Raw genomic sequence first — 26,834 nt, forward strand, 5'->3', positions numbered from 1 at the left:
GGTGCTTCGATGACGTTCGTCCTCCGACGAGCCGGGCAGGCCGCGATCGTTCTGATCGCGGCCTTCACGGCCACCTTCTTCCTGCTGCAGCTGCTGCCGGGCGATGCGATCCTGATCAAGTTCTCCGACCCCAGCCTCGGGCTGTCGCCGGACCAGCTCGACAGCATCCGCACCACCTACGGCGCCGATCTGCCCTGGTGGGAGCAGTACGTGCATGCGGGCCTCGGCTTCCTCGCCGGGGACTTCGGCTTCTCGACGCAGTTCGGCACGCCCGTGCTGACGATGCTCACCGAGGCGCTTCCCGCGACTCTGCTGCTCGCATCGCTCGGACTCGTCGTCGCCCTGCTGCTGGCCGTCCTGATCGCCGGGCTCTCCTGGCTCGCCCCCTTCGCCTGGCTGCGCGACGGCCTCCGCCAGGTGCCGGGCCTGTTCGTGGCGGTGCCGGTGTTCTGGCTCGGCATCCTGCTCATCCAGGTGTTCTCGTTCGGGCTCTGCTGGGTGCCCATCGTCGGAGCCGACCCGGTGAGCGGGCTCGTCCTTCCCGTGCTGACGCTCGCCGTGCCGATCTCGGCCCCGCTCGCCCAGGTGCTGGTCCGCGCGATCGACCAGGTGCAGGCGCAGCCGTTCATCACCGTGGTGCGGGCGAAGGGCGCCCCGCCGCTGTGGGTGCTCACGCGCTCGGTGGCCCGCAACGCCGCCGTGCCGACCCTCACGATCGCCGGAGTGCTGTTCGGCGAACTCGTCGGGGGAGCGGTCGTGACCGAGACCGTCTTCGGACGCACGGGCATCGGCCGCCTCACCGAGCAGGCCGTCGCGAACCAGGACATCCCGGTGCTGCAGGGCGTCGTGCTGCTCTCGGCCCTCGGCTTCGTGGTGATCAGCTTCGCGGTCGATCTCGTCACCCCTCTCATCGACCCCCGCCAGCGCACGCTCTCGCGCTCCACCGCATCCGCCGCCTCGCGACCCGCACCCCAGGAGGTGTCCGCATGACCGCTCCCGTGATCGCCGAGACGAGCGTCGACCCCGACGTCGTCGCGGCGCCGGTCGTTCCGGAGGGCACGCAGCCGCCTCGCTCGGACGGTCGTCTGCGCCGCCGCGGGTGGGGGCTGTACCTGGCCTTCGCCGTGGTCGCCGTCGCCGTGCTCTGGGCCGTCGTCCCCGGGGTGTTCGCGCCCGGTGACCCGCTCACCGGCGTGCCGGCGGACAAGCTGCTGCCCCCGAGCGTCGCGCACTGGTTCGGCACCGACACCCTCGGCCGTGACCTGTTCGGCCGCGTGGTCCACGGCGCCGTGCACTCGCTCTCGGGCGCGCTGATCGCCGTCACGGTCGGTCTCGCCCTCGGCACGGTGCTCGGCGCGATCGCCGGAGCCGTTGGTGGCGTGGTCGACGACGTCCTGATGCGGATCGTCGACGTGCTGCTCGCGATCCCCGGGCTGCTGCTGTCGCTCTCGGTGATCATCCTGCTCGGGTTCGGCACGGTCAACGCCGCCCTCGCGGTGGGCCTCGGCAGCGTGGCGGCCTTCGCACGTCTGATGCGCGCCGAGGTCGCCCGCGTACGGCGCACCGAGTACGTCGAGGCGGCCTTCGGCAGCGGTGCCACGTTCTTCGCAGCCCTCCGCCGACACGTGCTGCCCAACTCCCTCACCCCGATCGTCGCGCTCGCCGCGCTGCAGTTCGGCACCGCGATCCTCGCGATCTCGACCCTCGGCTTCCTCGGCTACGGTGCTCCGCCGCCCACCCCGGAATGGGGCCTGCTGATCGCCGAGGGCCGCAACTACGTGGGCACCGCCTGGTGGCTCACCGCGCTCCCCGGTCTCGTCGTCGTCGCGGTCGTGCTCAGCGCCAACCGCATCAGCCACCGCATCGGAAGGAGGACGCGATGAGCGTTCTGGCAGCGTCGGATCTGCGGATCTCCTACAACGGCAGGGAAGTCGTGCACGGCATCTCGTTCGAGATCGAGGAAGGCGAGACGCTCGCCCTGGTCGGCGAGTCGGGATCGGGCAAGTCCACGACCGCCCATGCGATCCTCGGTCTCCTGCCCTCCGGCGGCACGGTCGACGGAGGCAGCGTGGTACTCGGAGACCTCGACATCTCGGGATGGACCGATCGCGCGCTGCGGGGCATCCGTGGTGCGGAGATCGGTCTGGTGCCGCAGGACCCCACCGCCTCCCTCGACCCCGTGCGTCCGATCGGGGCGCAGGTCGAGGAGATCCTGCGCCTGCACGGACATCGGGACCGGCGCTCGCGTCGCGCACGGGTGATCGAGCTGCTCGACCGCGTCGGCATCGACGACCCGGATCTGCGGGCTCGGCAGTATCCGCACGAGCTCTCCGGCGGCATGCGTCAGCGGGTGCTGATCGCCACGGCGATCGCGCTGCGGCCCCGTGTGCTGATCGCGGACGAGCCGACCAGTGCGCTCGATGCCACCGTGCAGCGCACCGTGCTCGATCTGCTCGACGAACTCCAGCGCGAGGAGGGCACCAGCATCCTGCTCGTGACCCATGATCTCGGTGTGGCCGCGGACCGTGCCGAGCGTCTCGTCGTGCTCAAGGACGGACGGATCGTGGAACAGGGGCCGAGCGAGGCGGTGCTGGCCGCGCCCTCCGATCCCTACACGCGACAGCTGCTCGCCGATGCTCCGGCGTTCGCGACCGGATTCCGTCGGCCCGAGGCCCCGCCGTTCCTGCGCGATGCGGCGGCCGTGGCGGCGGAGAACCCCTATGCGATCGTGGCCGAGGGGCTCGTGAAGGAGTTCCGGGTGGCGGGGCGCGAGCGGTTCCGCGCGGTGGACGACGTCTCGTTCCGTGTGCGCCGGGGCACCACTCACGCGCTCGTGGGGGAGTCGGGCTCGGGCAAGACCACCACGGCGCGGCTGATCACGCGATTCCACCAGCCCGATGCCGGGGCCATCGAGGTCGCGGGAGAAGACGTCAGGCACGCGAAGCGCGAGCAGCTGCGCGCTCTGCGCCGACGCGTGCAGCTGGTCTACCAGAACCCCTTCGCCTCATTGGATCCCCGTCAGCAGATCGTCGACATCGTCGCGGAGCCGCTGCAGAACTTCCGCGTCGGCTCGCGTGCCGAGCGCAGGGAGCGGGCGCTCGCCCTCCTCGACCGGGTCTCGCTGCCCGCCGACCTCGCACGCCGCACCCCGCGCGAACTCTCGGGCGGACAGCGGCAGCGCGTCGCGATCGCCAGGGCCCTCGCGATCGATCCGGAGGTCGTGGTGCTCGACGAGGCCGTGTCGGCGCTGGATGTCACGGTGCAGGCACGCATCCTCGAACTGCTCACCTCGTTGCAGGCGGAGCTCGCGCTCACATACCTGTTCATCTCGCACGACCTCGCCGTCGTGCGCAGGATCAGCCACACGGTCTCGGTCATGCGCCGTGGCCGGATCGTGGAGGAGGGACAGACGGAGGACCTCTTCCGCGATCCGCAGCACGAGTACACCAGGGAGCTGCTGGCCGCGGTCCCCGGACGAACGGAGAACCTCGTATGACCACCGCCCCCACCGTCGCCTTCTTCACCCGCCTGCTCGACGACGCATCCGCGGCTTCGCGGTACGCGCTGGCGACCGCACAGATCCAGCAGGCGGAGCGGCACGGGATCGGGAGGGCCTGGGTCGCCCAGCATCACTTCCACGCGGCGGAGGGAGGCCTGCCGTCGCCGCTCGTCTTCCTCGCGCACGTGGCCGCCGCGACCAGGGACATCCGCCTCGGCACCGGGGTGATCACCCTGCCCTTGGAGGATCCGGTGCGCGTGGCCGAAGACGCCGCTGTCGCCGATCTGCTCTCCGGGGGGCGTGTGGATCTGGGACTCGGCAGCGGCGGCACCCCCTCGTCGTTCGTGCCCTTCGGGGAGGACGTTCGCGACAAAGCGCCGACCTACGACCGCAAGCTGCGAACACTGCTCGACGGCCTCGCCGGGCGCGACGTCGGCGCGGGCAACACGCTCTACCCGGATGCCGGCGACCTCGCCGACCGCATCTGGCAGGCCACCTTCTCAGCTCCCGGCGGGCACCGTGCCGGGGTGCACGGGCACGGCCTGCTGCTCTCCCGCACGCAGCCGCGCCGTGCTGACCGCCTGCACGCGCCGTTGTCGGAACTGCAGGACCCGATCATCGACGCGTACCTCGACGCTCTGCCGGAGGGAGCGACTCCGAGGATAACCGCCTCACGCACCGTGTTCGTCGCGGACGACCGTGCCGAGGCGCTGCGGTTCGCCGAGGTCGGGCTGCGCCGGGCGGCGGAGGGCTTCCGCCGGCAGGGGCAGACGATCCCCGGCGACAGCATCGACGAACTGATCGCCGCCCTCGATACGCACCTGGGCACGCCCGAAGACGTGGCGGAGTCTCTCGCCGCCGACCGCACCCTCGCCCGGGCGACCGAGGTGGCATTCCAGGTGCACTCGGTCGACGCACCGCATGAGCACGTGCTGCGCTCGATCGCCCTCTTCGCCGACGAGGTCGCTCCCGCCCTCGGCTATGCCCTCAGTCCCACCCCGCACAGAACCAGTGCCGATGAGAACCTCACCCTGAAGGAGAACGCATGACCGACGACATCGTGGACCGGATCGTGGAGGTGACGCCGGAGCTGGATGCCCTGCGCCGTCGCCGTCCCGTCACCAGGGAGCAGCTGCAGGCGAGCTTCGACGCCCTCTTCCGGCCGGTGACGGTCGCGCACGTCTCGCAGGCGGAGCGCGAGCTCGTCGCGGCCTTCGCGACCGGGCTGGCCGGAGCCGATGACGCGACCGCGGTGTTCTACGCCGTGCGTGCACGGGAGACGGACTCGCAGCGGGCGCGCGTCGTGTTGGCGGAGGCGGCCGATTCAGCCGTGCGCGGTCCGTTCGGCGCCTACACCGAGCTCGGCCTGCAGAACGAGAACACCGAGGGTGAGCGGTACGAGCCCGCCGGCACCGTCACCGCGGTCATCGGCGAGCGCCTCGCCGCCGCGCTCGCGCACACGCATCTGCTCGTGTTCCGCCCTCGTGAGGCCTCGGGCGCCGACCTCGGACGCCTGCTCGATGCCGGGTGGTCGGCGGACGGGATCGTGACGTTGTCGCAGCTGGTGTCGTTCCTCGCCTTCCAGCAGCGCGTGGTCACCGGGCTTCGGGCGCTCGCTGCCGCAGGGCTCGCCCGGACCGCGCTCGTCGAGGAGGAGGCAGCATGACCGCCGCTCAGACCGTGCTCCGTCACGACGACGCCCCGCACCCGCACGCCTTCACCCGCGGCGAGGTCGGCTGGGTCCCGCACCTGGAACCCCTCGCGGAGGAGGAGCTGACCGCGCGGCACTACGACGGTCTCGTCGACGTCGCGCGGGCGAAGAACGACTACTTCCGACTGTTGGCCCGCGACCCCGAGGTGCTCAAGGCGCGGACCTTGGTGGACAAGGACATCTTCTACAACGCTGCGGAGGGCCTCCCGCGTGCGGACCGCGAGCTGGCGGCCACGGCGGCATCGCGTCGCAACGGCTGCGTCTTCTGCGCCTCGGTGCACTCTCGCTTCGCCGCGCACCACAGCAGGCGCACGGACGACGTCGACCTGCTGCTGGAGGAGGGCGTCGATGCCGACCTGGGCGCGCGCTGGAACGCGATCGTCGCGGCATCCGTCGCCCTCACCGACACGCCCAGTGCGTTCGGCGAGGAGGAGATCTCGCGACTGCGCGCGGCAGGACTCGACGATCTGGAGGTCGCCGACGTCATCCACGGCGCCGCGTTCTTCAACTGGGCGAACCGGCTGATGCTGTCGATCGGACGGCCGGTGGCTCCGGCCTGATCCGGAACGGCTGCCGCTAGGGCAGCAGGATGATCTTGCCCGAGGCGGCGCCGGATTCCATGAGCTCATGGGCCCGCGCCGCTTCGGCGAGCGGCAGCTGCGGTCCGAGCTCGATCGTGAAGTCCCCGGCATCCAGGAGCGCGATCGTCTCGGGGAGGGCCTCGGCACGCCAGGCGAGTTCCTGCGCGGTCAACGGCACGGGGGAGCCGCCGGAGAAGGCGCGGATGCCGAAGGACGCGGCATCCGGCCCCCGCACGATCGTCGCGATGCGGTCTCGGTCGGCCACCAGGGCGAGGGAGGTCTCGATCGCCTCGTCGGTGCCGGCGCAGTCGAGCACCACCGTGACGGGGGACGACGCGGCCGCGCGGACCCGGTCGAGAAGGCCGTCGCCGTAGGCCACGGGGAGGGCGCCGAGCTCGCGCAGCTGGTCGTGACGGGCGGGGCTGCCGGTCGCGATCACGGTCGCACCCCAGGCGACGGCGAACTGCACGGCCGCTTGACCGACCGCTCCGGAGCCTCCGTGCACGAGCAGCACGTCGCCCTCGGCCACCCCGAGCGAGCGCAGTGCCTGGTAGGCGGTGCCGGCGGGGATGCCGATTCCGGCGCCTTCGGCGGTGGTGACGGAGTCGGGGAGCTTGGCGAGGTTCTCGGTCGGGATGGCGAGCGCCGAGGAATAGGTGCCGTGCCCGTCGCGGATGGCGACCCGGTCGCCGACGGCGAAGTCGTCGACGCCCTCACCGAGCGCTTCGATGACGCCGGCGCCGTCGAAGCCGACCGGACGCGGCTCGGTGATCGGCGGCGACGGGCGCTTGCCGCCGCGCAGCTTCGCGTCGATCGGGTTCGCCCCTGCCGCTTCGATGCGCACGACGACCTCGCCCCGTGCCGCGACGGGATCGGGGACCTCGATCAGATGCAGGACAGCGGGGGAGCCGATTTCGGTGTACACGATCGCGCGAGCCATGCGCTCAAGGCTACCCGCGGCGGGCCGAGCGGTCGCGGATCAGCGCCCCGACAGTGCCTTCATGATGCGCTGCGGCGACACCGGCTGCGCGGTGCCCAGTCGCTGTGCGAAGACGCTCACCCGATACTCCTCCAGCAGCCAGCGCACCTCGACGAGCGCGGGTGTCGCGTCGGCGGAGAGCGGGATCGTGCCGCCCGCGTCTTCGAAGGCCTTCGCCATCCGCTCGTACTCGGTCATGCGCGCGCGGTCCTTGCCGGGTTCGCTGGAGAGGGTCTTCAGCCGGTCGAGCATCCCCTCCAGGTATCGGGGGAACTGCGTGAGGCGGTCGGCGCCGGCGGCGGAGACGAACCCGGGGTGCAGCAGGCCGCTCAGCTGGGTGCGGATGTCGTTGAGGGGCCCGAGCAGGGCGAGCGAGTTCTGCGACTTGATGCCGCGCTCGACGTCGCGGGATTTGGTGAGGATGCGGGCGACCAGGGAGACGCACGCGAAGAGCTCGTCGACGAGGACGGAGGAGACCGCGTCGCGCACCCGCGCGAAGTCCGCCTCGTTGCGCACGATCCCGTCGGGCACGAGACCCTCGATGACCTTGCGCGCGACCGCCGCGCGGCAGTCCTCGATGAGGGCGGCGGCGGAGGGATAGGGCGAGGCGGCGAGCGCCAGCTTCTCCTGGCTGGTGAGGTGCTCCTGCACATAGGACGAGGGCGAGGGCACGCCGAGCAGCACGAGCCGCAGCACGCCGTCGCGCGTGGCGGCAGCGGCGGCATCCGGGGTGGATTCGACGCGTACCGAAACGGTCTTGCCCTGGTCGACGATGGCCGGATACCCCCGCACGACGCCGCCGGCGACGCGGGTGTCGAGCACCTCGGGCAGGTCGCCGAAGGTCCAGGCGGTGAGGCCCGTCTGCTCGAGCGGTGCGGCGGCCACGCGGTCGACGCCGCCGCGTTCGGCTCCGCGGCCCGCTCGTGGCGTGCCGGCGCGGGCCGGAGCGGCGATCGATCGGGCGACGCTGCTGCGTGCGCGGTCGGAGAGCTGGGCCTGCAGGGCACGCAGATCGCGCCCCGAGCCGACGATCCTGCCTCGCTCGTCCACGGCGCGGAAGTTCATGCGCAAGTGCGGCGGCACCCGCTCGTCGTCGAAGTCGGCGGCGGAGACCAGCTGATTCGCGAGCGGTTGGATGCGGCGGGCGAGGGCCTCCTTGAGCGTGCGCGGCGGCAGGCCGCCGTGCGACTCCGGTCCCTCCTCGACGAGCTCTGCACCGAACTTCTCGGCCCAATCGGCCGCGGGGACGACATGGCGGCGGATCGCCTTGGGGAGGGCGCGCAGAAGCCCGGTCACGAGTTCGGCGCGCAGGCCAGGAACCTGCCAGTCGAAGCCGCGGTCCTCGATCTGCGCGAGCAGCGGCAGCGGCACGACCACGCTCACACCGTCGTCGTCGGCGCCGGGCTCGAACCGGTACGCGAGGCCGAGCACCTGGTCGCCCTGCGTCCACCGCGTCGGGAACTCGCGCTGATCCGCTCGTTCCTCGTCATCGATCAGGTCGCTCTCGCGCATCACGAGCAGCTTCGGCGTCGTGGCCATCGCCTCGCGCCACCAGCTCTCGAACGAGCGCACGTCGAACACATCGGTGGGGATGCGTTCGTCGTAGAACCGGAAGACGGCTTCGTCGCCGGCGAGGATGTCGCGGCGGCGCTCGCGCTCCTCGAGCTTCTCGAGGCGTTTGCGCAATTCGGCGTTGCTGCGCCAGAAGGCGCTCACCCGCTTGTCGATCCGTGTCGGATCCCACTCGCCCTCGACGAGCGCATGCCGCACGAACAGCTCTCGCGAGGCGGCCCGGTCGATGCGGGCGAACTGCACGCGCCGACGCGGGATGATCTCGAGCCCGAACAGCGTCACCTTCTCGAAGGCGACCGCGGCGCCGGCATCCTTCGACCAGTGCGGCTCGGTCACCTGACGCTTGGCGAGGTCGCCGGCGAGCGGCTCGGCCCAGGCGGGATCGATCGCGGCGACCGTGCGCGCGAACGTGCGCGAGGTCTCGACGATCTCGGCGGCGATCACCGCGCGTGGGCTCTTCTTGCGCAGCCCCGACCCGGGGAAGATCGAGAAGCGGATGCCGCGGGCGCCGCGGTACTCCGCGACACGACGGCCCTTCGGCTCCTTGGCGGGGGCGTGCGATCTGCCCGCAGGGGCGGTGCGCTCGTCGAGGATGCCGATCTGCGAGAGCAGACCCGACAGCAGGGCGCGGTGGATGGCGTCGGGATCGCTGGTCGCGTCGCGCTCGTCCGTGCGGGCGTCGTCGCGCTGCCGGTCCGGTGTCTTCACGAGTGTGCGCAGCTGGCGATGCACGTCGAACCACTCGCGCACCCGCACGTAGTTGAGGTGCTCGGAGCGGCACAGCCGGCGGAAGGCGCTCGAGCCGAGTTCGCGCTGCTGCTCGCGCAGGTGGTTCCACAGATTCAGCAGGGTGAGGAAGTCGCTGGTCGGGTCGACGAATCGAGCGTGCAGACGGTCGGCCTCCTCCCGGCGTTCCTCCGGCCGCTCCCGCACATCCTGGATCGTCATGCCCGAGACGATCGCGAGCACGTCGCGCGTCACGGTGCCGCCGGAACCGGCCCGACCGGCTTCGATCAGCATGCGGGCGAACCGCGGGTCGATCGGCATGCGCGAGATGTCGCGACCCGTGCGGGTGAGGTGCGGGGCGCCGTCGCGGCGGGACGGCTCGACCGCACCGAGCTCGGTGAGCAGGTCGAACGCGGCCTTCACACCGCGGGAGTCGGGCGGGGTGAGGAAGGGGAACGCCGTGATGTCGCCGAAGCCGAGCGAGAGCATCTGCAGGATGACCGAGGCCAGAGACGTGCGCAGGATCTCGGGCTCGGTGTATTCCGGCCGCTTGGCGTAGTCCTCTTCCGAGTAGAGGCGGATGGCGATGCCGTCGCTGGTTCGACCCGCGCGGCCCGAACGCTGATTGGCCGAGGCCTGCGAGACGGCCTCGATCGGCAGCCGCTGCACCTTGGAGCGATTGCTGTACCGGGAGATGCGTGCGGTGCCGGTGTCGATGACGTACTTGATGCCGGGGACCGTGAGGCTCGTCTCGGCGACGTTGGTGGCGAGGATCACCCGGCGGCGCACCCCGGCCACCCGGCTGCGCTCGAACACCCGGTGCTGATCGGCGGCGGAGAGTCGTCCGAACAGGGGCAGCACCTCGGTGGGGGCGCGGTCGTTCGCATAGGCGCCCCGAACGGCGTCGGCGGCATCGCGGATCTCGGCCTCGCCGGGGAGGAAGACGAGCACGTCGCCCGGCGCCTCGCGGTCGAGCTCGCGCAGCGCGGCGACGATGGCCGAGACCTCGTCCTCCGGCTCGGCCGGCTCAGCCTCGTCGTCCGCATCCTCGACCGGACCGCGATAGCGGATCTCCACCGGGTAGGTGCGTCCCGAGACCTCGATGATCGGTGCCGGCGTGCCGTCGGAGGCGGCGAAGTGCTTCGCGAAGCTCTCCGGATCGATCGTCGCCGAGGTGATGATCACCTTGAGGTCGGGGCGCTCCGGGAGGATGCGGGCCAGGTAGCCGAGCAGGAAGTCGACGTTGAGGGAGCGCTCGTGCGCCTCGTCGATGATGATCGTGTCGTAGCGCGTGAGCAGCCGGTCGCGGTGGATCTCGTTGAGCAGGATGCCGTCGGTCATCAGGGCGATGCGGGTGGCGTCGGACACCTTGTCGGTGAAGCGCACCTTGTATCCGACGAGCGTGCCCATCTCGACCTGGAGCTCTTCCGCGACCCGTTCCGCGATCGTGCGGGCGGCGAGACGCCGGGGCTGCGTGTGCGCGATGCGCTCTCGCCCCAGCTCGAGCGCGATCTTCGGCAGCTGCGTGGTCTTGCCAGAGCCCGTCGCACCCGCGACGATCACGACCTGGTGGTCGCGGATGGCATCGGAGATCTCCGCCCTGGCCGCACTGACCGGCAGCTCCGGGGGATAGGAGATCACAGGGGAGGACATAGCCCTCCATCGTATGCCGGGATCGGGCATGTGCATGCCGATGTCAGCCCCTACGATCGGGGGGTGATCACTGCTCTCGCTCCCGTCCGGTGGTTCCACGAGTTCGGACGGCCCCCGCGCATCCTGGGCCTTGACATCGCCAGGGGGCTGGCGATCCTCGGCATGGCCGGAGCGCACATCGGCGAGACCGAGCCGTTCCAGTGGCTCGACCCGGCCACCTGGACCGATCTGGTGCACGGACGCTCCTCGATCCTCTTCGCGGTGCTCGCCGGCATCTCGATCGCCCTGATGACCGGGCGCAGCGCCCTCCCCGAGCGGGAGCGCATCCCGAGCATCCGGCTGAACCTGATCGGCCGGGGCGCGGTGATCTTCGTGATCGGTCTGGCCTTGGAGATGCTGAACACCCCGATCGCGGTGATCCTCACGCTCTACGGCCTGCTCTACGTCGCGGTCATCCCGTTCCTGCGCTGGCGACCCTGGCAGCTGCTGGCGGGAGCCGGGGTGCTCGCGCTCCTGGGCCCCGCGCTGCTCGCGTTCCTGAATGCGGTGATGCTCAACCCCTACGGTTCCGGCATCGGGTTCGTGCTGTACGGCACTTATCCGATCACCGTCTGGATGGCCCTGGTGCTGGCGGGCATGGCGCTCGGGCGCCTGAACATCGGGCGGCTGCGCACCGCGGTGGCGGCTCTCGGCATCGGACTCGCACTGATGGTGATCGGATACGGCCTCGGAGGCATCGGACAGGCAGCGGGTATCACCGGTGTCGTCGGCGGCAGCTCGTCCGCCGCGGAGCTCTCGTCGGGCAGCGGCTCGATCATCGACGGCGGTTCCGGCAGTTGGGCTCCGCCGGCCGGGTGGGAGGACTATCCGCAGGCGCTCGCCGCGTCCGACCCGCTTCGCGCCGTGCTCACGGCGGTCTTCGCGGTCGACCCGCACAGCGGCGGCACGGCCGAGATCCTCGGATCCGGCGGCTTCGCGCTCACGATCATCGCCCTGTGTCTGCTGCTGAGCAGGCCCTTGCGCTGGGTGCTGCTCCCGCTCGGTGCGCTCGGTTCCATGCCGTTGACGGCATACAGCGCGCACGTCCTCTCGATCATGGTGGTCGGCGGGCCGGGCGGGTTCTTCTCCAGCAACGCCTTCTGGGCCGCGACCGCGATCGGGCTGCTCGTGATCACGACGCTCTGGTCGATGTTCTTCGGACGGGGGCCGCTCGAACGTCTGGTCGGACGAGGAGCGGCGGCGATGGCGGCGGTGCCCCGGCGCTGAGCCGATCGGCGCCGGCACTCCCGGAAGCCGAGAGGGGCGATGTGCTAGCGTGGGATCGCGCACGCTGTCTGGCGTTCGCGACCGACCCGCATCTCGGGTCGGACTGGGGAGTTCTGAACTGGGGAGTTCACACCACCGCGTTGCGGCGTTCTTCGCCGCCTCGATGTCGTCGAGCGCGCGGTGGAGTGACGACCTCGCGTTCGGAACAGCATGGACTGGGGAGTCACTGTGGGGAATACGAGTTTCGGGCGACGAGCGCGGGGTGTCGTCGCGTCAGCGCTGACGGCGGGTCTGCTGATCGCCGGTCTGTCTGGTGTGGGCGCGACAGCGGCGGGTGCGGCAGAGGTGCCGCCGTCGATGCCGCCGCAGTTGCAGCGCGACGAGAACGTGGTGACGTCGGATCCGATCCCGACCGTGCAGATCGACAACGGCTACGTCTGGGCGCAGACCACGATCGGCACGACCGTCTACGCGGTGGGCAAGTTCGACAACGCGCGCGAGCCGAAGGCGGCCCCCGGTACGTCGTTGACCGCACGATCGAACGTGCTGGCGTACGACATCGTGACCGGCGCGCTGTCGTCGTTCGCCCCGAAGGTCAACGGAGTGATCAAGGCGGTCGCTGCGTCTCCTGACGGATCCCGCATCTACATCGGCGGTTCGTTCAACAGCGTGAACGGCAAGGACCGCTGGAACTTCGCCGCACTGGATGCGAAGACCGGCGAGCTCGTCCCGCAGTTCGCGCCGTCGATCGGCGGCAGCGGTGTGTACGCGATCACGACCGACGGATCGAACATCTACCTCGGCGGTCTGTTCACCCAGGCGAACGGCGTCGCCCGCAAGAACCTCGCCGCACTCGACGCCGGGAACGGCGCTCTGCTGAGCTGGGCTCCGCTGGCCGACCGTCAGGTCGATGCCCTCGTGATGGACCCGGCCGGGGCGAAGGTCATCGTCGGAGGCCGGTTCTCGACGCTCAACGGCAGCAGCCTGCGCGGATCTGCCGCGGTGGACAAGTCCACGGGGGCGGCTGACACCGACTGGGGCATCTCCAAGGTCGTCAAGAACAGCGGGAGCAGCAGCAACTCCGGCATCTTCGCTCTCGCTACCGACGCGAACACGGTCTACGGCACCGGGTGGAGCTGGTCCGGCGGGGGCAACCTCGAGGGCACGTTCGCCGCAGAGGCGGGAAGCGGCGCCGTGCGCTGGATCGCGGACTGCCACGGCGACCACTACGGCGTCTACTCCACCGGCAAGGTGGTCTACACGACGAGCCACATGCACTCCTGCAACACGATGGGGCTGCAGCCGCAGAAGAGCCCCGCGGTCTACCAGTACGCCGAGGCGTACACGACGGACGCGCGCGGCACCCTTTCCGCGAACACCTACTCCGGGTACGCCAGCTGGGCGGGAACTCCCGCACCGTCGCCGTATCAGTGGGCACCGGACTGGTCGGTGGGCACCACGACCGGACTCGGCCAGGCAGGCCTGTCGATCACCGGCTCCGGCGACATGATCTCGATCGGCGGCGAGTTCCGATCCGTCAACGGCGGTCAGTTCGAGGGACTGGTCCGGTTCTCCACCAACCCTCCGGCCGGCGCGAAGGACGGCCCCCGCGTCGCCGATGCGAACTGGAAGCCCACCGCGGGCACCTCGCCCGTTCCCGGTCGTGCTCGCGTGTCGATCCAGACCAACTGGGATCGGGATGATCTGACGCTCACCTACGAGCTGTACCGCGCCGGAACCGCTGAGCCCGTGGCGAGCACGACCGCAGACGGAACCTGGTGGAAGCGCGCGACGGTCACGCTCGACGACCCGTCGGCGACTCCGGGCGCGACCCAGAGCTACACCGTGGTCGCGAAGGACGCCGACGGCAACACCGCGACCAGTGCGAGCGTGAGCGCGAAGGCCACAGCGGGCACCGTGTCGGCATACACGACGAAGGTTCTCGCCGACAGCCCCTCGCTGTACTACCCGATGGGGAACGTCTCGAAGGACTGGGCGGGATCGAACAACCCGGTGAACGGGACGGGCGCCACGGTCTCGTCGTCCGGAATCGAGAACGGCGGCACCGGATCGACCACCGTCAACGGCACCACGAACGGACGGGTGTCCTCCGACGCCAAGGCAACTGTGTCGAAGGACTTCTCCTCGGAGATCTGGTTCAAGACCACGACGACGACCGGCGGCATGCTCATCGGCTCCGGCTCCGCCAAGACGGGGAGCTCGGCGACGGTCGACCGTCACCTCTACATGACGAACAGCGGGACGCTGACCTTCGGAGTCTTCGCAGCGCAGACCCGTGCCACCATCTCCGGAGACAAGGCGCTGAATGACGGCGCCTGGCATCACGCCGTCGTCTCGCAGAGCGCGGACGGGATGAAGCTGTACGTCGACGGGGAGCTCGTCGCGTCGGATCCGGCGGTGACGAACGCCAAGACCGATCCCGCGTATGTGCGCATCGGGGGCGACCTGCTCACGGGCTGGCCGTCGGCTCCCTCGTCGAACTACTTCAAGGGGTCGCTGGATGAGGCCGCGGTGTACTCGTTCGCGTTGAACTCCGAGCAGGTGCGCTCGCACTTCCAGGTCGGAAAGGGCCTCAAGGCTCCGACGGCGGTCTTCACCGCGCAGACGACCGATCTGAGCGTGGCGGTCGACGGCGCAGGTTCCGTCGCCGACGGTGCGGCCACCATCAGCGCCTACGCATGGGACTTCGGCGACGGCTCGACGGCCACCGGCGCCACGGCGTCGCACGAGTACGCGGCGGCGGGAACCTACACGGTGCGCATGACCGTGACCGACAGCAGCGGACTGTCCGCGTCGAGTGAGAAGCAGGTCGTCGTCACGGCGCCTGTCGCCGCCGATGTGGTGGCGGCCGCCGACGGATTCGATCGTGCGGTCGAGTCCGGATGGGGCACTGCGGACATCGGCGGTCTGTGGACGCCGATGCAGGGCAAGTCGACGGCGCTGTCGGTCAAGGACGGCGCCGGAGTGATCGACCTCGTCGCGGGACAGACGCGAGAGATGCTGTTGGACGATGCGTCTGTGCGCGATTCCGCCACGACGATGTCCTACTCGCTCTCGGGCGGTCCGGAGTCGGGCACGGTCTACGTCGGTGCGGGCTCTCGTCGCACGGGTGACGTGGGGTACCGCGCTCTGGCGTGGCATCGCGCCGATGGCTCGGTGTGGGTCGTGATCCAGCGCAACGGCACGGCGATCGCCAGCGCGGCGGTCCCCGGTATGACCTGGAGCGCGGGGACCGTGTTCCACCTGTCGACCGAGACGTCCGGTTCGCCGTCGACGACGATCCGCGCGAAGGTGTGGGCCGACGGGCAGCCGGAGCCGGCGGCGTGGCTGGTGTCCACGACCGATGCGACCCCCGCGCTGCAGGGCGAGGGCTCGCCGTCCGTGTTCTCCTATCGGGCCGGCGCCGCGACCGGCACCAACGTCGTGAGCGTGAACGAGGTCAAGACCCTTCGACAGGGCGAGTGACCGGGTGAGCGGGTGGGGGGTCCCGGCATGAGCCGGGCCCCCACCCTTTCTGTCAGAAGTGGGTGCCGCCGTCGATGCGCACCTCGGTGCCGGTGATGAAGGCGCCGTCCTCGCTCGCGAGCATCGCCACGACACCGGCGACCGACTCGGGGCCGGCGAAGCCCTGACCGATCGCGGGTGCGAGCTTCATGAACAGGCTCATGTCGGCGTCGGCAGGCAGGCCCGGTCCATTGCTCTGGTTGCTCCGACCGGATCCGTCCGTCATGCCGGAGGAGATCGAACCGGGCTGCACCGCGGTGAAGCGGATCCCGCCTTTGGCGTATTCGGCCGCCAGCGCGTGGGTCATCGACTGCACGCCGCCCTTGCTGGCGGCGTAGGCCGCCATGTACGGGTGGGCGAAGCCGGCTGAGGTCGAGCTGAAGTTGACCACGGCCGACGAAGTGCCCTCGAGCAGCGCGGGGATCGCCTCACGGATCACGAGGAACGTGCCTACCAGGTTGATCCGGATGACCTGCTCGAACTGATCGAGCGTCGTCTCGTGGGTGTGCGAGGAGCGCAGGATGCCGGCGGCGTTCACGAGGACGTCGAGTCCGCCCAGGGCGGCCACGGCCTCGGCGACGCCCGCGGCGACGGAGGCCTCATCGGCGATGTTCATCGTGACCGTCGTGAGCCGCGAGGCGAGGGTCCCGGCCCGGGCGATGGTGTCCTCGAGGCCTGCGGTGCTGACGTCGGCGGCGACGACGCTGCCGCCCTCGCGCAGCATCCGCAGCACGGTGGCCTGGCCGATGCCCGACCCTCCGCCGGTGATGAGCGCCCGACGTCCTTCGTAGCGGTTCATGGTCTTCCCTTCGTCGTGGTGTCGTGGTGCGACACTCCGTTGTAGGCAGACTATGCCTGTATGGCAGATCGTGCCACCTAGGCGTCTTCTGTCGAGCAGGCGGCCTCTTCCCGTACGCTGTGACGGTGGAGACCTCGACCCTCACCGAGCGCCGCAAGGCCGCGACCGAACGCGACATCGCCGCCGCTGCCGCCACCCTGTTCGCCGAGCAGAGCGTGACGGGTGTCACCGCTGAGCAGATCGCCGCGCGTGCCGGCGTATCGGTGCGCACGTTCTACCGGTACTTCGCGCGCAAGGAAGATGCGATCGCGCCGATCCTCAGTGTGGGAGCCCAGCGCTGGCAAGAGGCGTTCGCGGAGGTCGGAGAGCGGTCACTGCGCGCGCAGATACCGGCCGTGATCCGGGCGCAGCTCGTCGAGGACCGGTCCGATGCGGGGGAGCGCACCGAGACCGAGGGTCTCGAACTCGACACGATGCTCGGGGTGCTCCGGGGGCTCGACGACGACACCGCGATGCGCGACGTCTGGCTGCGCGTGAATGACGATTCCGAGCGTCGGCTGCGCGTGATCCTCCAGGATCGAGGGCTCGCGGTGTGGGAGGCGACGCTGCTGGCCACCGTCGCGACGGCCTCGATCCGTGTCGGGCTCGAACAGTGGGCGGCCGACCCCGACGGCCCTCGCCCCGCGGCGCGGGCGGTCGACGCCTTCCAGGCGATGTCGCAGGGGCTGCGCGGGCTCGACTGACGGCTGTGCTCGCGGGACGACAGGCGGGATGCGCCGCGCCTAGAGCGGGAGCGCCAGATACAGCTGATAGGCGGCTTGCCCGGCGAAGCTGTCCGCGGCGTTCGTCGGCGCTTCGACGATGTACAGACGCCCGGGGGTGTGCGGCCTCGATTGGGCGTCGAGATGCCACACGACGCGGCTGACGGTCGCGCCGTCGAAGTCGTATCGCGTGCCCGACCCGTCGTCGAACACCTGTTCCGTGTATGTCGGGTCGCCGATCCTGGCGCGGATGTCGAGGGCCGCCTGCGCGGCAGCGTCGTCGGTGGGGAACTGCAGCACCGTCACCGTGGCACGGCCGGCGTCGGAGGCGAACACCGCTGTTGCGGCATCGCGCGAGCCGAGGTCGTTCGCCGCGTTCGTCCAGTCGCCCTCGATCCGCCAGTCGCCGGCGGTGGCTCCGATCTCCTCGGTGGCCGCGGCGCAGAGCTCGCTGCACGCGGACGTCGGCCGATCGGGGGTCGGTGTCGGGGACGCGGATGCCGACGGCGTCGCCGATGTGCCGGGGCGTCCCTCGCCGATCTCGGCGCGCAGTCCGGCGGCGAGAAGGAGGTTCGTCGCGATCGTTCCGAGGAGCAGGACGGCGGCGACGACGGTGACCAGGATGACGATGGTTCGACTGCGCCTCTTGGTCGCGGCGACGATCCGGGTCTCCTCCTCGTCCGGCGCAGGCGTGTCCGCGGCAGGGGGAGGTGGCGGGAGATACTCCGCATCGTCGGAGGCGTCGCGCTCGTTCATCGTTCCTCAGCCTACGGAACCTCGGTTGCGGGCCGCGTCACCCGCACCGACTTCCCTCGTCATCGTTCGGATCCGCCTGTCATCACAGGTCATAGGCTGGAGGGATGACGATTCCTGCACTCGAACTGAACGACGGCAATTCCATCCCGCAGCTCGGCTACGGCGTCTTCAAGGTGCCGCCGGCAGAGACCGAGCGCGCGGTGAGCGAGGCGCTCGAGATCGGCTACCGCCACATCGACACCGCCGCGATCTACGGCAACGAGGAGGGCGTCGGTGCCGCCATCGCGGCTTCCGGCATCCCGCGCGACGAGCTGTTCGTCACGACGAAGCTCTGGAACGACCGCCACCACGACGACGAGCCGCGTGCGGCCATCGCCGAGAGCCTGGAGAAGCTCGGCCTGGAGAAGGTCGACCTGTATCTCGTGCACTGGCCCACCCCCGCCAAGGACGACTACGTGCATGCGTTCGCGAAGCTCATCGAGCTGCGGGACGCAGGGCTCACCCGCAGCATCGGGGTCTCGAACTTCCTGGTTCCGCACCTGGAGCGCACCGTGAAGGAGACCGGTGTCGTGCCGGCCGTGAACCAGATCGAGCTGCACCCCGCCTACCAGCAGCGCGACGTGGTCGCCTGGGCCGACGCGAAAGGTGTGCGCATCGAGGCGTGGGGTCCGCTCGGTCAGGGCAAGTACGACCTGTTCGGCGCTCCGGCGGTGGCGGATGCCGCGGCGGCCCACGGGGTCACGCCCGCCCAGGCCGTGCTGCGCTGGCACCTGCAGAAGGACATCATCGTGTTCCCGAAGTCGGTGCGCGCCGAGCGCCTGCGCGAGAACCTCGATGTCTTCGGCTTCGAACTGACCGATGCCGAGATCGCGGCGATCGACGCGCTCGACCCGCTCGACGGCTCCGGCCGCGTCGGCTCCCACCCGGACGAGGTCAACTGACCCGCTGCGGTGAGACGGAGCCTTCGAGCTCACATGACGCCCTGTGTCGCACCACGCGACACAGGGCGTCGTCGTGAGTACCGTCGAGGCATGACAGCTCCGTTCCGTGTCGTCGCCGTGTCGGGATCCCTGCACGAGCCCAGCAAGACGACCGCCCTCGTCCGCGCGATCACGGCCGCCGTCGCCGAGCGTGCTGAGGTCGAGGCGCAGCTCATCGAGCTGACGCGGATCGGTCCGGGACTGGCCGGCGCGCTCCAGCGCGACCAGCTGCCGCCGGAGGTCGAGGCGCAGCTGCAGGCGATCGAGTCCGCCGATCTGCTGATCGTGGGCAGCCCCGTCTACCGTGCCTCGTTCACCGGGCTCTTCAAGCACCTCTTCGACTTCGTCGGCCAGTACGACCTTGTGGGCACGCCCGTGCTGCTGGCGGCGACCGGCGGCGGCGAGAAGCATGCGCTGATCATCGAGCACCAGCTGCGTCCGCTGTTCGCGTTCTTCCAGGCGCTCACCCTTCCGGTCGGCGTCTACGCCAGCAACACGGACTTCGACGGCTACGAGATCGTCTCGGAGGTGCTCGAAGCCCGCATCGCCCTGGCGGCGGAGCGCGCTCTGCCGCTGGTGGGCTACGCGGCGTCGCGTCCGGTCGAGCTGCTCGTCGGCTGACCCCGCCGCGCCCCGCGGGCGTAGCGTGAAGGCATGACCAACCGGCTCGGCGACACCCTCAGCCCGTACCTCCGCGCGCACGCCGACAACCCCGTCGACTGGTATCCGTGGGGTGAGGAGGCGTTCGCCGAGGCGCAGCGGCGCGACGTGCCGCTGCTCATCTCGATCGGCTACTCGACCTGCCACTGGTGCCACGTGATGGCGCGGGAGTCGTTCGCCGACCCCGCCACCGCCGCGCTCATCAACGACGGGTTCGTGGCCGTGAAGGTCGACCGTGAGGAGCATCCGCAGGTCGACGGCGCCTACATGGCCGCAGCCTCGGCCTTCACGCAGAGTCTCGGCTGGCCGCTCACGGTCTTCGCCACCCCGCGCGGGCGCACCTTCTACGCCGGCACCTACTGGCCTCCGCAGGCGCGCCCCCCGATGCCCGCGTTCCGCGACGTGCTCGCGGCGGTGCGGGAAGCGTGGACGCTGCGTCGTGCGCAGGCCGAGGAGTCGGCGGATGCCGTGACCGACGCGCTCGCCCGCGCAGCGGAATCCGCGCCTTCGGCCCTGCCGGACGTCGTCGCGATCGGGACCGCGGCGCAGGCGATCGCGCAGCGCGAGGATCCGCAGTTCGGCGGCTTCGGGGGAGCCCCGAAGTTCCCTGTCGCCACGACGCTGCGCTTCCTGCAGCACCCGCTCGTGCGGGAGGGCGCTCCCGAGGCGTCGGCGGCCACCGCACGCGCGCTCGCCGCGATGGCGGACTCCGACCTTCGCGATGCGGATGGCGGGTTCTTCCGGTATGCGACCCAGCGCGACTGGACGGTGCCGCACTACGAGCGGATGCTGACCGACAACGCGCAGCTGCTCGATGTCGCGCGCGACGCGGGAGACGAGCGCACCGTGCGCGGCATCGCTTCCTTCCTGATCGATGTGCTCCGTCGCGACGGCGGCGGATTCGGCGCGGCGCAGGACTCGGAGTCGACGATCGACGGCGTGCGCAACGAGGGTGGGTACTACCTCCGCCCGCTCGCCGAACGGGCGGGGCTCGAGCCCCCGGCGGTCGACGGCAAGGTGATCACCGGCTGGAACGGACTCGCGATCGGCGCCCTCGCCAGGGCCGGCGCGGCGCTCGGCGAGCAGAGCTGGATCGATGCCGCGGCCTCTGCCGCGGACGAGGTGCTGCGGACCAACCGGGATGCCGACGGCGCCCTCGTGCGGGCGTCGCTCGACGGACGGGCATCCGTCGCGTCAGCGACCGCCGCGGACCTCGGCCTTCTCGCCGACGGCCTGTTCGCGCTCGCGCTGGCGACCGGCGAGGCGACCTGGGCGATCGCGGCGCGCAGCATCCTCGACGGGGCCCTCGACGGCACGGTAGGTGACGACCCGCTGCTGTCTGGCCAGGGCATCGCGGCCTCGCCCGACCAGACCGACGGCGACCTGCCCTCCGATGCCGCTGCGGTGGCCGGCGCCGCGCTGACCGCATGGTGGCTGGGAGCGGGGGAGCGGTATCGCGAAGCGGCGGTGACGACCGCGAGCGCGCTCGCCGCGCGTTCGCTGGAGCAGCCGTTCGCCCACGGCACCCTGCTGCGGGTGGCGGCGGGTCTCGCCGTTCCTCCCCGCCAGCTCGTCGTGGTCACCGGAGCGCGCGACAGTGCCCTCGCCGTGGTCGCCAGGGGCGCGGACGCCGAGGTCGTCGCCGTGGTGACCACGGAGGAGGCGCGGGCGTTCGCCGATGCCGGGTTCGAGCTGTTCGAGGGGAAGGACGCGTCGGCGGAACGCGCCTACGACTGCCGCGCGTTCGTGTGCCGGCTGCCGGTGAGCGACCCGGCCGAGGTCTCGCTCACGCGCTGACGGCGGCCCTCGAGGGCGCTGCGGCTCCTACGCTGGGGACTGACAGTGTTCGAGAGGGGAAGCTGCATGGCCGCGCAGCAGATCGAGTGGGTCGGCATCCCGGCGGGCACGCTGCAGCGGGGGACGCCGCCCGACGAGGTCGACGCCCTCACCGTCCGCTATGCCGACACGGGGGTTCCGCGTGCCTGGTACGAGAAGGAGACGCCGCGCACGCGGATCGTCGTCCCGGCGTTCCGGCTCGCCCGCACCCCGGTCACCGTCGCGCAGTGGGCCGCGTACGCGGAGGAGACCGGCGCCCGTGCCATCGCCGGGATCGACGAGCATCCGGTCGTCGGAGTCACCTGGGCCGAAGCATCCGCCTTCGCCGCCTGGATCGGCTCGCAACTCGGCGAAGAGGTGCGACTGCCGACCGAAGACGAGTGGGAGCGGGCGGCGCGCGGTGATGACACCCGCGAGTTCCCCTGGGGAGACGAGTACGTGCGGGGGAGGGCGAACCTGTTCGACCTCGGGCTCGGCACCACGACGCCCGTCGGGTCGTTCCCGGACGGTGCCAGTGCGTTCGGAGTGCTCGACATGGTCGGCAACGTCGACGAGTGGACCTCGACCCGGTACGCGCCGTACCCGGGTGCGCCCGACAGTGTCCCGACTGTCGAGGACTGGGCGGCCGACCCGCACATCACGCGCGGCGGCGCGTTCCGCCACGACGTCGACCTGGCCCGCTGCGCGCGGCGACACGGGGCCTACGAGGCCGACCTCGTCGCGGTGGGCATCGGGTTCCGGCTCGCGGCCTCCGCCGAGTGATCGTCGCGACTGTGCAATCTGCCTAGCAGTTCCCTGAGGAATGCCGGTCGATTGCGCGAGATGCGCAGCTTCCGGTGCGCCGATTGCCCAGTGGCCGCGATCCGTTCTACTGTTGCGCGACAGCAGGCGGTGCCGCTCGGGGGCCGCCCATGGATCACAGCAAGGACGCTCTGACGATGCCCCTCCCCACCCGCGCCGGACTCGACGCCGTTCCCGCATACCGTCAGGGGCGCTCCGCTCCGGCCGGTGCCTCGAAGCTCTCCTCGAACGAGTCCCCGCATCCGCCGCTGGCCTCGGTCGTCCAGGCCGTGCGCGATCGCCTCGACGGCATCAACCGCTATCCCGACATGAGCGCCGCCGCGCTTCGCGAACGGCTCGCCGAACGCTACGGTGTCGATGCGTCCGAGGTCACGGTCGGGGCCGGGTCGGTCGAGATCGCCTCCCAGCTCATCCACGCGGTGGCAGGTGAGGGCGACGAGGTCGTCTTCGCGTGGCGGTCGTTCGAGGCGTATCCCTCGCTGGTGCGCATCGCCGGGGCCACGCCCGTGCCGGTGCCGCTCGACGCGGACCACGGGCACGACCTCGATGCGATGATCGCGGCGATCACCCCGCGCACCCGCCTGATCTTCGTGTGCAACCCGAACAACCCGACCGGGACCGTCGTCGGCGCCGACGAGCTGGAGCGCTTCGTCTCCGCGGTTCCGCACGACGTGCTCGTGGTGATCGACGAGGCCTATGTGCACTTCGATCGCACCGAGAGCAGGGGCGCCGGTATCGAGCTGTTCCGCCGACACCCGCACGTGGCGGTGCTGCACACGTTCTCCAAGGCCTACGGGCTCGCCGGGCTCCGCATCGGCTACGCGATCGCCCCGGCAGCCGTCGCCGAGAACCAGCGCAAGGTCGCCGTGCCCTTCGGGGTGACCGACCTCGCTCAGGTCGCGGCTCTGGCCTCGCTGGACGCCGAGGACGAGCTCGCGACCCGCATCGACGACGTGGTCGCCCAACGCGATCGCCTCCACGCCGTGCTCACCGCAGCCGGATGGCCCGCCGTCCGCTCCCAGGCCAACTTCGTCTGGGTGCCGTCCGCCGACCGCACCGCAGAGCTCGAGAGCCTGCTGCAGGAGGGGGGAGTGATCGCGCGCGCCTTCGCCGGGGAGGGCATCCGCATCTCCTCGGGCTCCGCGGAGGACATCGACCGGGTGGAGGCTGCGCTCGCCGCATCCGCTCCGCTCGCGGTCGACGCTGAGCGTGTGGAGGTCGGCGCATGACCGATGACCGCATGACCGAGGTCCCCCCGACCACCACGACCACCAAGGGACTGCATCCGGGCCTGACCCGTCGTCAGATCTCGATGATGGGATTGGGCGGTGCGATCGGCGCCGGTCTGTTCGTCGGATCGGGTCAGGCGATCAGCATCGCGGGTCCCGCCGTGCTGGTGTCGTACCTCGTCGCCGGTGGCATCGTCGTTCTCGTGATGGCGATGCTCGCCGAGATGGTCGCGGCACGCCCCAGCTCCGGCGCCTTCAGCTCCTACGCCCAGAAGGCGATGGGGCGCAGCGCCGGCAGTGCGGTCGGGTGGCTCTACTGGATCCAGCTGGTCGTGGTGATCGCGGCCGAGGCGACGGGTGCGGGCGCGATCGTCGCCAACTGGACGCCGGGCATCCCCGCCTGGGTGTGGGTGCTGATCTTCGTCGTGGCGCTCACCGCGGTGAACCTGTTCGGCGTGCGCAACTACGGCCGCTTCGAGTTCTGGTTCGCGGCGATCAAGGTCGCCGCGATCATCGCCTTCCTCGTGGTGGGAGTGTGCGCGATCATCGGTCTCATCCCCGGCGTGGCGGCCACCGGCATCTCGAACCTCGTCGACGCCGGCGGCTTCGCCCCGAACGGCATCGCCGGCATCGCCGGTGCCCTGCTGATCGTGGTGTTCGCCTTCGGCGGCACCGAGGTGGTCGCGATCGCGGCCGCCGAGTCGAACGATCCCGCCCACAACATCCGCCGCATCGTCCGCGAGGTGCTCGTGCGCATCCTCGTCTTCTACGTCGGATCGATCTTCGTGATCGTCGCGGTGCTGCCCTGGAACGACCCGGCCGTGAAGGCAGGGCCGTTCTCGGCGGTGCTCGAGACCCTGAACGTGCCGGGCGTCGGACTGGTGATGGACCTCATCGTCATCATCGCGCTGCTGTCGGCCATGAACGCCAACATCTACGGCGCCTCCCGCATGGCGTACTCGCTGGGGGAGCGCGGGCTCGCGCCGCTGGCCGCCACCCGCACCAGCCTCAAGGGCGTGCCGTTCGTCGCGGTGCTGGCCTCGGTCGCCTTCGGCTTCGTCACGGTCGGGCTCAACTGGGCCTTCCCCGATGTGGTCCTGCCCGCCCTGCTCAACGTGGTCGGCTCGACGTTGCTCGTGATCTGGACGGCGACCGCCGTGGCGCAGATCATCCTCCGCCGCCGCGCGGATCGGGCGGGAGAGGCGATGCCGATGCGCATGTGGGGCTTCCCCTGGCTGTCGTGGCTGTGCCTGGTGCTGCTCGCGGCCGTGATCGCCCTCGCGATGATCGATGAGGCCGCGCGCATCCAGCTGCTGCTGACGCTGGGGCTCACCGCCGTGCTCCTCCTCGTCGCCCGCGCGACCAGGGGTGTGGCCCGGCCCGGCGTCCCCCGGGAGTAGCGATGCGCATCGATCGCCTCGACGCCCAGCTCATCCGGCTGCTCACCGAGTCGCCGCAGCTGCCCATCCTCGAATGCGCACGGCGGCTCGGCATCGCCCGCGGCACCGCGACGAGCCGGCTCGCCCGCCTGCACGAGGGCGGGGTGATCGAGGCGATCGTGCCGCGCATCGACCCGGCCGGCTTCGGCTACGGCGTCGTCGCGTTCTGCCTGGTCGAGATCGATCAGAAGGTGGGGCACGACGAGGTGGCCACGGCGCTCGCCGACGCCGTGCCCGAGATCGTCGACATGCACACCGTCACGGGTGCCAGCGACATGCAGCTGCGGCTGGTGGCGCGCGATGCCACCAGGCTGCAGGAGGTGCTCGACCGGGTCGCTCTGGTGCCGGGAGTCGCCCGCACGGCCTCGTCCATCGCGATGCGCACGCATCTCTCCGGACGGGTGCTGCCGCTCGTGGAACACGTCGCCACCGACGAGGTGCTCTCCGGCTAGCGGGTCACACCCAGCCGGGCAGCCAGTTGTGCAGGAGCCAGAACTCGTACGGCACGCTCATCCCGGTCCACAGGGGCAGGAAGAACGCCGACACCAGCACCACGAACGCGAGGAAGATCATCACCGTGCGCTCGCCGGACTGCCGACGGTGCAGCGGATCCTCGCGCGTGCCGGCGATGATCCGCAGCGTCATGGCCAGAGCGATCACGAGGAACGGCATCATCACGACCGTGTAGAACTGGAAGATCGTGCGATCGGGGAACATCAGCCACGGCACATAGGTGACCGCGAGGCCGACGAGGGGGATGCTCAGCTCCGGGCCGACGGGGCGCCGGGTGATCCAGCCGCGTACCAGGCGGTAGAGCAGGTAGATCGCCGCGGCCACGCCCGCGTACCAGATGAGCGGGTTCGGGATCGCCGAGATCACGCCGATGCAGTGGTCCGTGCCGCAGCCGGTGGGATCGGAGTCGACCCATACGGCCGTGGGACGCAGCAGCAGAGGCCACTCCCAGGCGGGGCTCGCATAGGGGTGCCCGCGAGTCAGGCCGACGTGGAACCCGAGCATCGACTCGTGGTACTTCCACAGGGCGATCAGCGGGTTCGGGTCGCTCTGGCGGTCATAGCCCCCTGCAGTCACCAGCCATCCGGTCCAGCTGATCAGGTACACGGCCAGGGCGGGGAAGACGAGCAGCACGAACGAGACGGGCCCCTGGCGGAAGGCGGCTGCCGTGGGCCACAGCACCACCCCGGCCCGCCGCCGGGCCAGCGCATCGGTGACCACGACGTACAGGCCGAATCCGGCCAGCACGTACAGCCCCGACCACTTCACGGCCGACGCTGCGCCCAGGGCCGTCCCCGCCGCGATCAGCCAGGGGCGACGCCAGAGCACCGGACCCCAGAACGGGTCGGGCTTGTCGGGGTCGCGCCTCTCGAGCACCGGGATGGTCCGCTGCCGGTCGATGATCACGAACAGCACGCCGAGCAGGACGAAGAAGGTCAGGATGCCGTCGAGCAGGGCGATGCGGCTCATGACGATGCTGAGGCCGTCGATCGCGAGCAGTGTTCCGGCCACGCTCGCGACCACCACGGAGCTGCTGAGTCGTCGCGCGATCAGGTAGACCAGCAGAACGGAGGCGGTGCCGAGCAGTGCCGTCGCGAGTCGCCAGCCCGCGCTGTTGTCGGGACCGCCGATCGCCATGCCCAGCGCGATGAGCCACTTGCCGAGAGGCGGATGCACGATGAACGCGCCCTGTTCGGACAGCGGCAGCTGCTGCAGGGTGGTGAACGCGTCGTTGGCGTTCTCACCCCAGGTGCCCTCGTAGCCGAGGGTCCACAGCGACCACGCGTCCTTGACGTAGTAGGTCTCGTCGAACGCCAGCTGATGCGGATGCGCGACGTTGATCAGACGGAGGAGGGCGGCGATCGCGGTGATCACGAGAGGGGCGAGCCAGCGGATCGCGCGTCCCCAGTCCGGATCCCGCAGCAGACGATCGCGGAGCTGCCCGTAGCGCGTCGACCGCTCCTCGGGAGCGGGAAGCAGGGGCACGGGCGCGGTCACCGCTCCAGCCTAGACAACCGGCCTTCTCCGCCGGCTGCATCCCGCCCGCCT

General features: G+C 70.7%; 21 protein-coding genes. 16 read left to right on the forward strand and 5 right to left on the reverse strand.

Annotated elements, in window-relative coordinates; all coding sequences use genetic code 11:
* The first annotated feature begins 9 nt into the window (after window positions 1–9).
* From F6W70_RS04430 to F6W70_RS04455, 6 genes are read left to right on the forward strand one after another with little or no spacing between them, the layout of a single operon-like run.
* Window positions 10–990 (forward strand): ABC transporter permease, encoded by a 981-nt coding sequence (locus F6W70_RS04430; RefSeq protein WP_151486010.1) that lies wholly within the window; start codon window positions 10–12, stop codon window positions 988–990.
* On the forward strand, window positions 987–1,883 hold the full coding sequence (locus F6W70_RS04435) for an ABC transporter permease (protein ID WP_151486011.1): 897 nt from the start codon (window positions 987–989) through the stop codon (window positions 1,881–1,883). Before F6W70_RS04430 ends, F6W70_RS04435 begins: the two co-directional genes overlap by 4 nt.
* Window positions 1,880–3,496, forward strand: a complete 1,617-nt coding sequence (locus F6W70_RS04440) for a dipeptide ABC transporter ATP-binding protein (RefSeq protein ID WP_151486012.1) — start codon at window positions 1,880–1,882, stop codon at window positions 3,494–3,496. Before F6W70_RS04435 ends, F6W70_RS04440 begins: the two co-directional genes overlap by 4 nt.
* Complete coding sequence (locus F6W70_RS04445; protein ID WP_151486013.1) at window positions 3,493–4,548, forward strand: putative FMN-dependent luciferase-like monooxygenase; 1,056 nt, start codon at window positions 3,493–3,495, stop codon at window positions 4,546–4,548. Before F6W70_RS04440 ends, F6W70_RS04445 begins: the two co-directional genes overlap by 4 nt.
* Window positions 4,545–5,165: a CMD domain protein gene (locus F6W70_RS04450; protein WP_141385908.1), complete on the forward strand. Its 621-nt coding sequence runs from the start codon at window positions 4,545–4,547 to the stop codon at window positions 5,163–5,165. The genes F6W70_RS04445 and F6W70_RS04450 overlap by 4 nt, the downstream gene beginning before the upstream one ends.
* Window positions 5,162–5,770, forward strand: coding sequence for an alkylhydroperoxidase domain protein (locus F6W70_RS04455; protein WP_151486014.1), 609 nt, complete (start codon window positions 5,162–5,164; stop codon window positions 5,768–5,770). Before F6W70_RS04450 ends, F6W70_RS04455 begins: the two co-directional genes overlap by 4 nt.
* 16 nt (window positions 5,771–5,786) lie before the next feature.
* On the opposite strand, the gene F6W70_RS04460 is transcribed toward F6W70_RS04455, so the two are convergent.
* Together F6W70_RS04460 and hrpA are read right to left on the reverse strand one after the other, a co-directional pair.
* Window positions 5,787–6,731, reverse strand: a complete 945-nt coding sequence (locus F6W70_RS04460; protein ID WP_055873701.1) for a quinone oxidoreductase family protein — start codon at window positions 6,729–6,731, stop codon at window positions 5,787–5,789.
* 39 nt (window positions 6,732–6,770) lie between these two features.
* The gene (gene hrpA / locus F6W70_RS04465; RefSeq protein WP_151486015.1) at window positions 6,771–10,721 is read right to left on the reverse strand and encodes an ATP-dependent RNA helicase HrpA; all 3,951 of its coding nucleotides are present in this window, start codon (window positions 10,719–10,721) and stop codon (window positions 6,771–6,773) included.
* A gap of 63 nt (window positions 10,722–10,784) precedes the next feature.
* On the opposite strand from hrpA, the gene F6W70_RS04470 reads away from it, so the two are divergent.
* On the forward strand, window positions 10,785–11,987 hold the full coding sequence (locus tag F6W70_RS04470) for a heparan-alpha-glucosaminide N-acetyltransferase domain-containing protein (protein WP_318278792.1): 1,203 nt from the start codon (window positions 10,785–10,787) through the stop codon (window positions 11,985–11,987).
* A gap of 228 nt (window positions 11,988–12,215) precedes the next feature.
* Complete coding sequence (locus F6W70_RS04475) at window positions 12,216–15,473, forward strand: LamG-like jellyroll fold domain-containing protein (RefSeq protein ID WP_318278793.1); 3,258 nt, start codon at window positions 12,216–12,218, stop codon at window positions 15,471–15,473.
* 52 nt (window positions 15,474–15,525) lie between these two features.
* On the opposite strand, the gene F6W70_RS04480 is transcribed toward F6W70_RS04475, so the two are convergent.
* On the reverse strand, window positions 15,526–16,311 hold the full coding sequence (locus tag F6W70_RS04480) for an SDR family NAD(P)-dependent oxidoreductase (RefSeq protein WP_151486017.1): 786 nt from the start codon (window positions 16,309–16,311) through the stop codon (window positions 15,526–15,528).
* Window positions 16,312–16,436: 125 nt separating this feature from the next.
* Here F6W70_RS04480 and F6W70_RS04485 point away from each other — a divergent pair, with 125 nt between their 5' ends.
* On the forward strand, window positions 16,437–17,054 hold the full coding sequence (locus F6W70_RS04485; protein WP_318278794.1) for a TetR/AcrR family transcriptional regulator: 618 nt from the start codon (window positions 16,437–16,439) through the stop codon (window positions 17,052–17,054).
* Window positions 17,055–17,093: 39 nt separating this feature from the next.
* On the opposite strand, the gene F6W70_RS04490 is transcribed toward F6W70_RS04485, so the two are convergent.
* Window positions 17,094–17,828: a hypothetical protein gene (locus F6W70_RS04490; protein WP_151486019.1), complete on the reverse strand. Its 735-nt coding sequence runs from the start codon at window positions 17,826–17,828 to the stop codon at window positions 17,094–17,096.
* A 104-nt stretch (window positions 17,829–17,932) separates the two neighbouring features.
* On the opposite strand from F6W70_RS04490, the gene F6W70_RS04495 reads away from it, so the two are divergent.
* From F6W70_RS04495 to F6W70_RS04525, 7 genes are all read left to right on the forward strand, one after another.
* Entirely contained in the window at window positions 17,933–18,769 is an 837-nt protein-coding gene (locus F6W70_RS04495; RefSeq protein WP_151486020.1) for an aldo/keto reductase, read from the forward strand.
* A gap of 90 nt (window positions 18,770–18,859) precedes the next feature.
* A complete protein-coding gene (gene msuE / locus F6W70_RS04500; protein ID WP_055873680.1) occupies window positions 18,860–19,429 on the forward strand; it encodes an FMN reductase in 570 nt (189 codons plus the stop codon).
* A 33-nt stretch (window positions 19,430–19,462) separates the two neighbouring features.
* Complete coding sequence (locus tag F6W70_RS04505) at window positions 19,463–21,265, forward strand: thioredoxin domain-containing protein (protein WP_151486021.1); 1,803 nt, start codon at window positions 19,463–19,465, stop codon at window positions 21,263–21,265.
* 66 nt (window positions 21,266–21,331) lie between these two features.
* Window positions 21,332–22,066, forward strand: coding sequence for a formylglycine-generating enzyme family protein (locus F6W70_RS04510; protein WP_151486022.1), 735 nt, complete (start codon window positions 21,332–21,334; stop codon window positions 22,064–22,066).
* 176 nt (window positions 22,067–22,242) lie between these two features.
* A complete protein-coding gene (gene hisC, locus F6W70_RS04515) occupies window positions 22,243–23,334 on the forward strand; it encodes a histidinol-phosphate transaminase (RefSeq protein WP_288968943.1) in 1,092 nt (363 codons plus the stop codon).
* A complete protein-coding gene (locus F6W70_RS04520; RefSeq protein ID WP_055873673.1) occupies window positions 23,331–24,734 on the forward strand; it encodes an amino acid permease in 1,404 nt (467 codons plus the stop codon). The genes hisC and F6W70_RS04520 overlap by 4 nt, the downstream gene beginning before the upstream one ends.
* 2 nt (window positions 24,735–24,736) lie before the next feature.
* Window positions 24,737–25,225 (forward strand): Lrp/AsnC family transcriptional regulator, encoded by a 489-nt coding sequence (locus F6W70_RS04525; RefSeq protein WP_017828828.1) that lies wholly within the window; start codon window positions 24,737–24,739, stop codon window positions 25,223–25,225.
* A 4-nt stretch (window positions 25,226–25,229) separates the two neighbouring features.
* Here the strand turns inward: F6W70_RS04525 and F6W70_RS04530 are convergent, their stop codons facing one another.
* Entirely contained in the window at window positions 25,230–26,783 is a 1,554-nt protein-coding gene (locus tag F6W70_RS04530) for a dolichyl-phosphate-mannose--protein mannosyltransferase (RefSeq protein WP_151486024.1), read from the reverse strand.
* Between the last annotated feature and the right edge of the window lie 51 nt (window positions 26,784–26,834).

The sequence above is a fragment of the Microbacterium maritypicum genome (assembly GCF_008868125.1).
Classification (GTDB): Bacteria; Actinomycetota; Actinomycetes; order Actinomycetales; family Microbacteriaceae; genus Microbacterium; species Microbacterium maritypicum.

Coding starts and splice junctions, on each gene's coding strand:
- msuE (WP_055873680.1), top strand. CDS start 18,860: ATGACAGCTCCGTTCCGTGTCGTCGCCGTGTCGGGATCCCTGCACGAG.
- F6W70_RS04455 (WP_151486014.1), top strand. CDS start 5,162: ATGACCGCCGCTCAGACCGTGCTCCGTCACGACGACGCCCCGCACCCG.
- F6W70_RS04490 (WP_151486019.1), bottom strand. CDS start 17,828: ATGAACGAGCGCGACGCCTCCGACGATGCGGAGTATCTCCCGCCACCT.
- F6W70_RS04520 (WP_055873673.1), top strand. CDS start 23,331: ATGACCGATGACCGCATGACCGAGGTCCCCCCGACCACCACGACCACC.
- F6W70_RS04435 (WP_151486011.1), top strand. CDS start 987: ATGACCGCTCCCGTGATCGCCGAGACGAGCGTCGACCCCGACGTCGTC.
- F6W70_RS04450 (WP_141385908.1), top strand. CDS start 4,545: ATGACCGACGACATCGTGGACCGGATCGTGGAGGTGACGCCGGAGCTG.
- F6W70_RS04460 (WP_055873701.1), bottom strand. CDS start 6,731: ATGGCTCGCGCGATCGTGTACACCGAAATCGGCTCCCCCGCTGTCCTG.
- F6W70_RS04505 (WP_151486021.1), top strand. CDS start 19,463: ATGACCAACCGGCTCGGCGACACCCTCAGCCCGTACCTCCGCGCGCAC.
- F6W70_RS04445 (WP_151486013.1), top strand. CDS start 3,493: ATGACCACCGCCCCCACCGTCGCCTTCTTCACCCGCCTGCTCGACGAC.
- hisC (WP_288968943.1), top strand. CDS start 22,243: ATGCCCCTCCCCACCCGCGCCGGACTCGACGCCGTTCCCGCATACCGT.
- hrpA (WP_151486015.1), bottom strand. CDS start 10,721: ATGTCCTCCCCTGTGATCTCCTATCCCCCGGAGCTGCCGGTCAGTGCG.
- F6W70_RS04495 (WP_151486020.1), top strand. CDS start 17,933: ATGACGATTCCTGCACTCGAACTGAACGACGGCAATTCCATCCCGCAG.
- F6W70_RS04510 (WP_151486022.1), top strand. CDS start 21,332: ATGGCCGCGCAGCAGATCGAGTGGGTCGGCATCCCGGCGGGCACGCTG.
- F6W70_RS04440 (WP_151486012.1), top strand. CDS start 1,880: ATGAGCGTTCTGGCAGCGTCGGATCTGCGGATCTCCTACAACGGCAGG.
- F6W70_RS04430 (WP_151486010.1), top strand. CDS start 10: ATGACGTTCGTCCTCCGACGAGCCGGGCAGGCCGCGATCGTTCTGATC.
- F6W70_RS04480 (WP_151486017.1), bottom strand. CDS start 16,311: ATGAACCGCTACGAAGGACGTCGGGCGCTCATCACCGGCGGAGGGTCG.
- F6W70_RS04525 (WP_017828828.1), top strand. CDS start 24,737: ATGCGCATCGATCGCCTCGACGCCCAGCTCATCCGGCTGCTCACCGAG.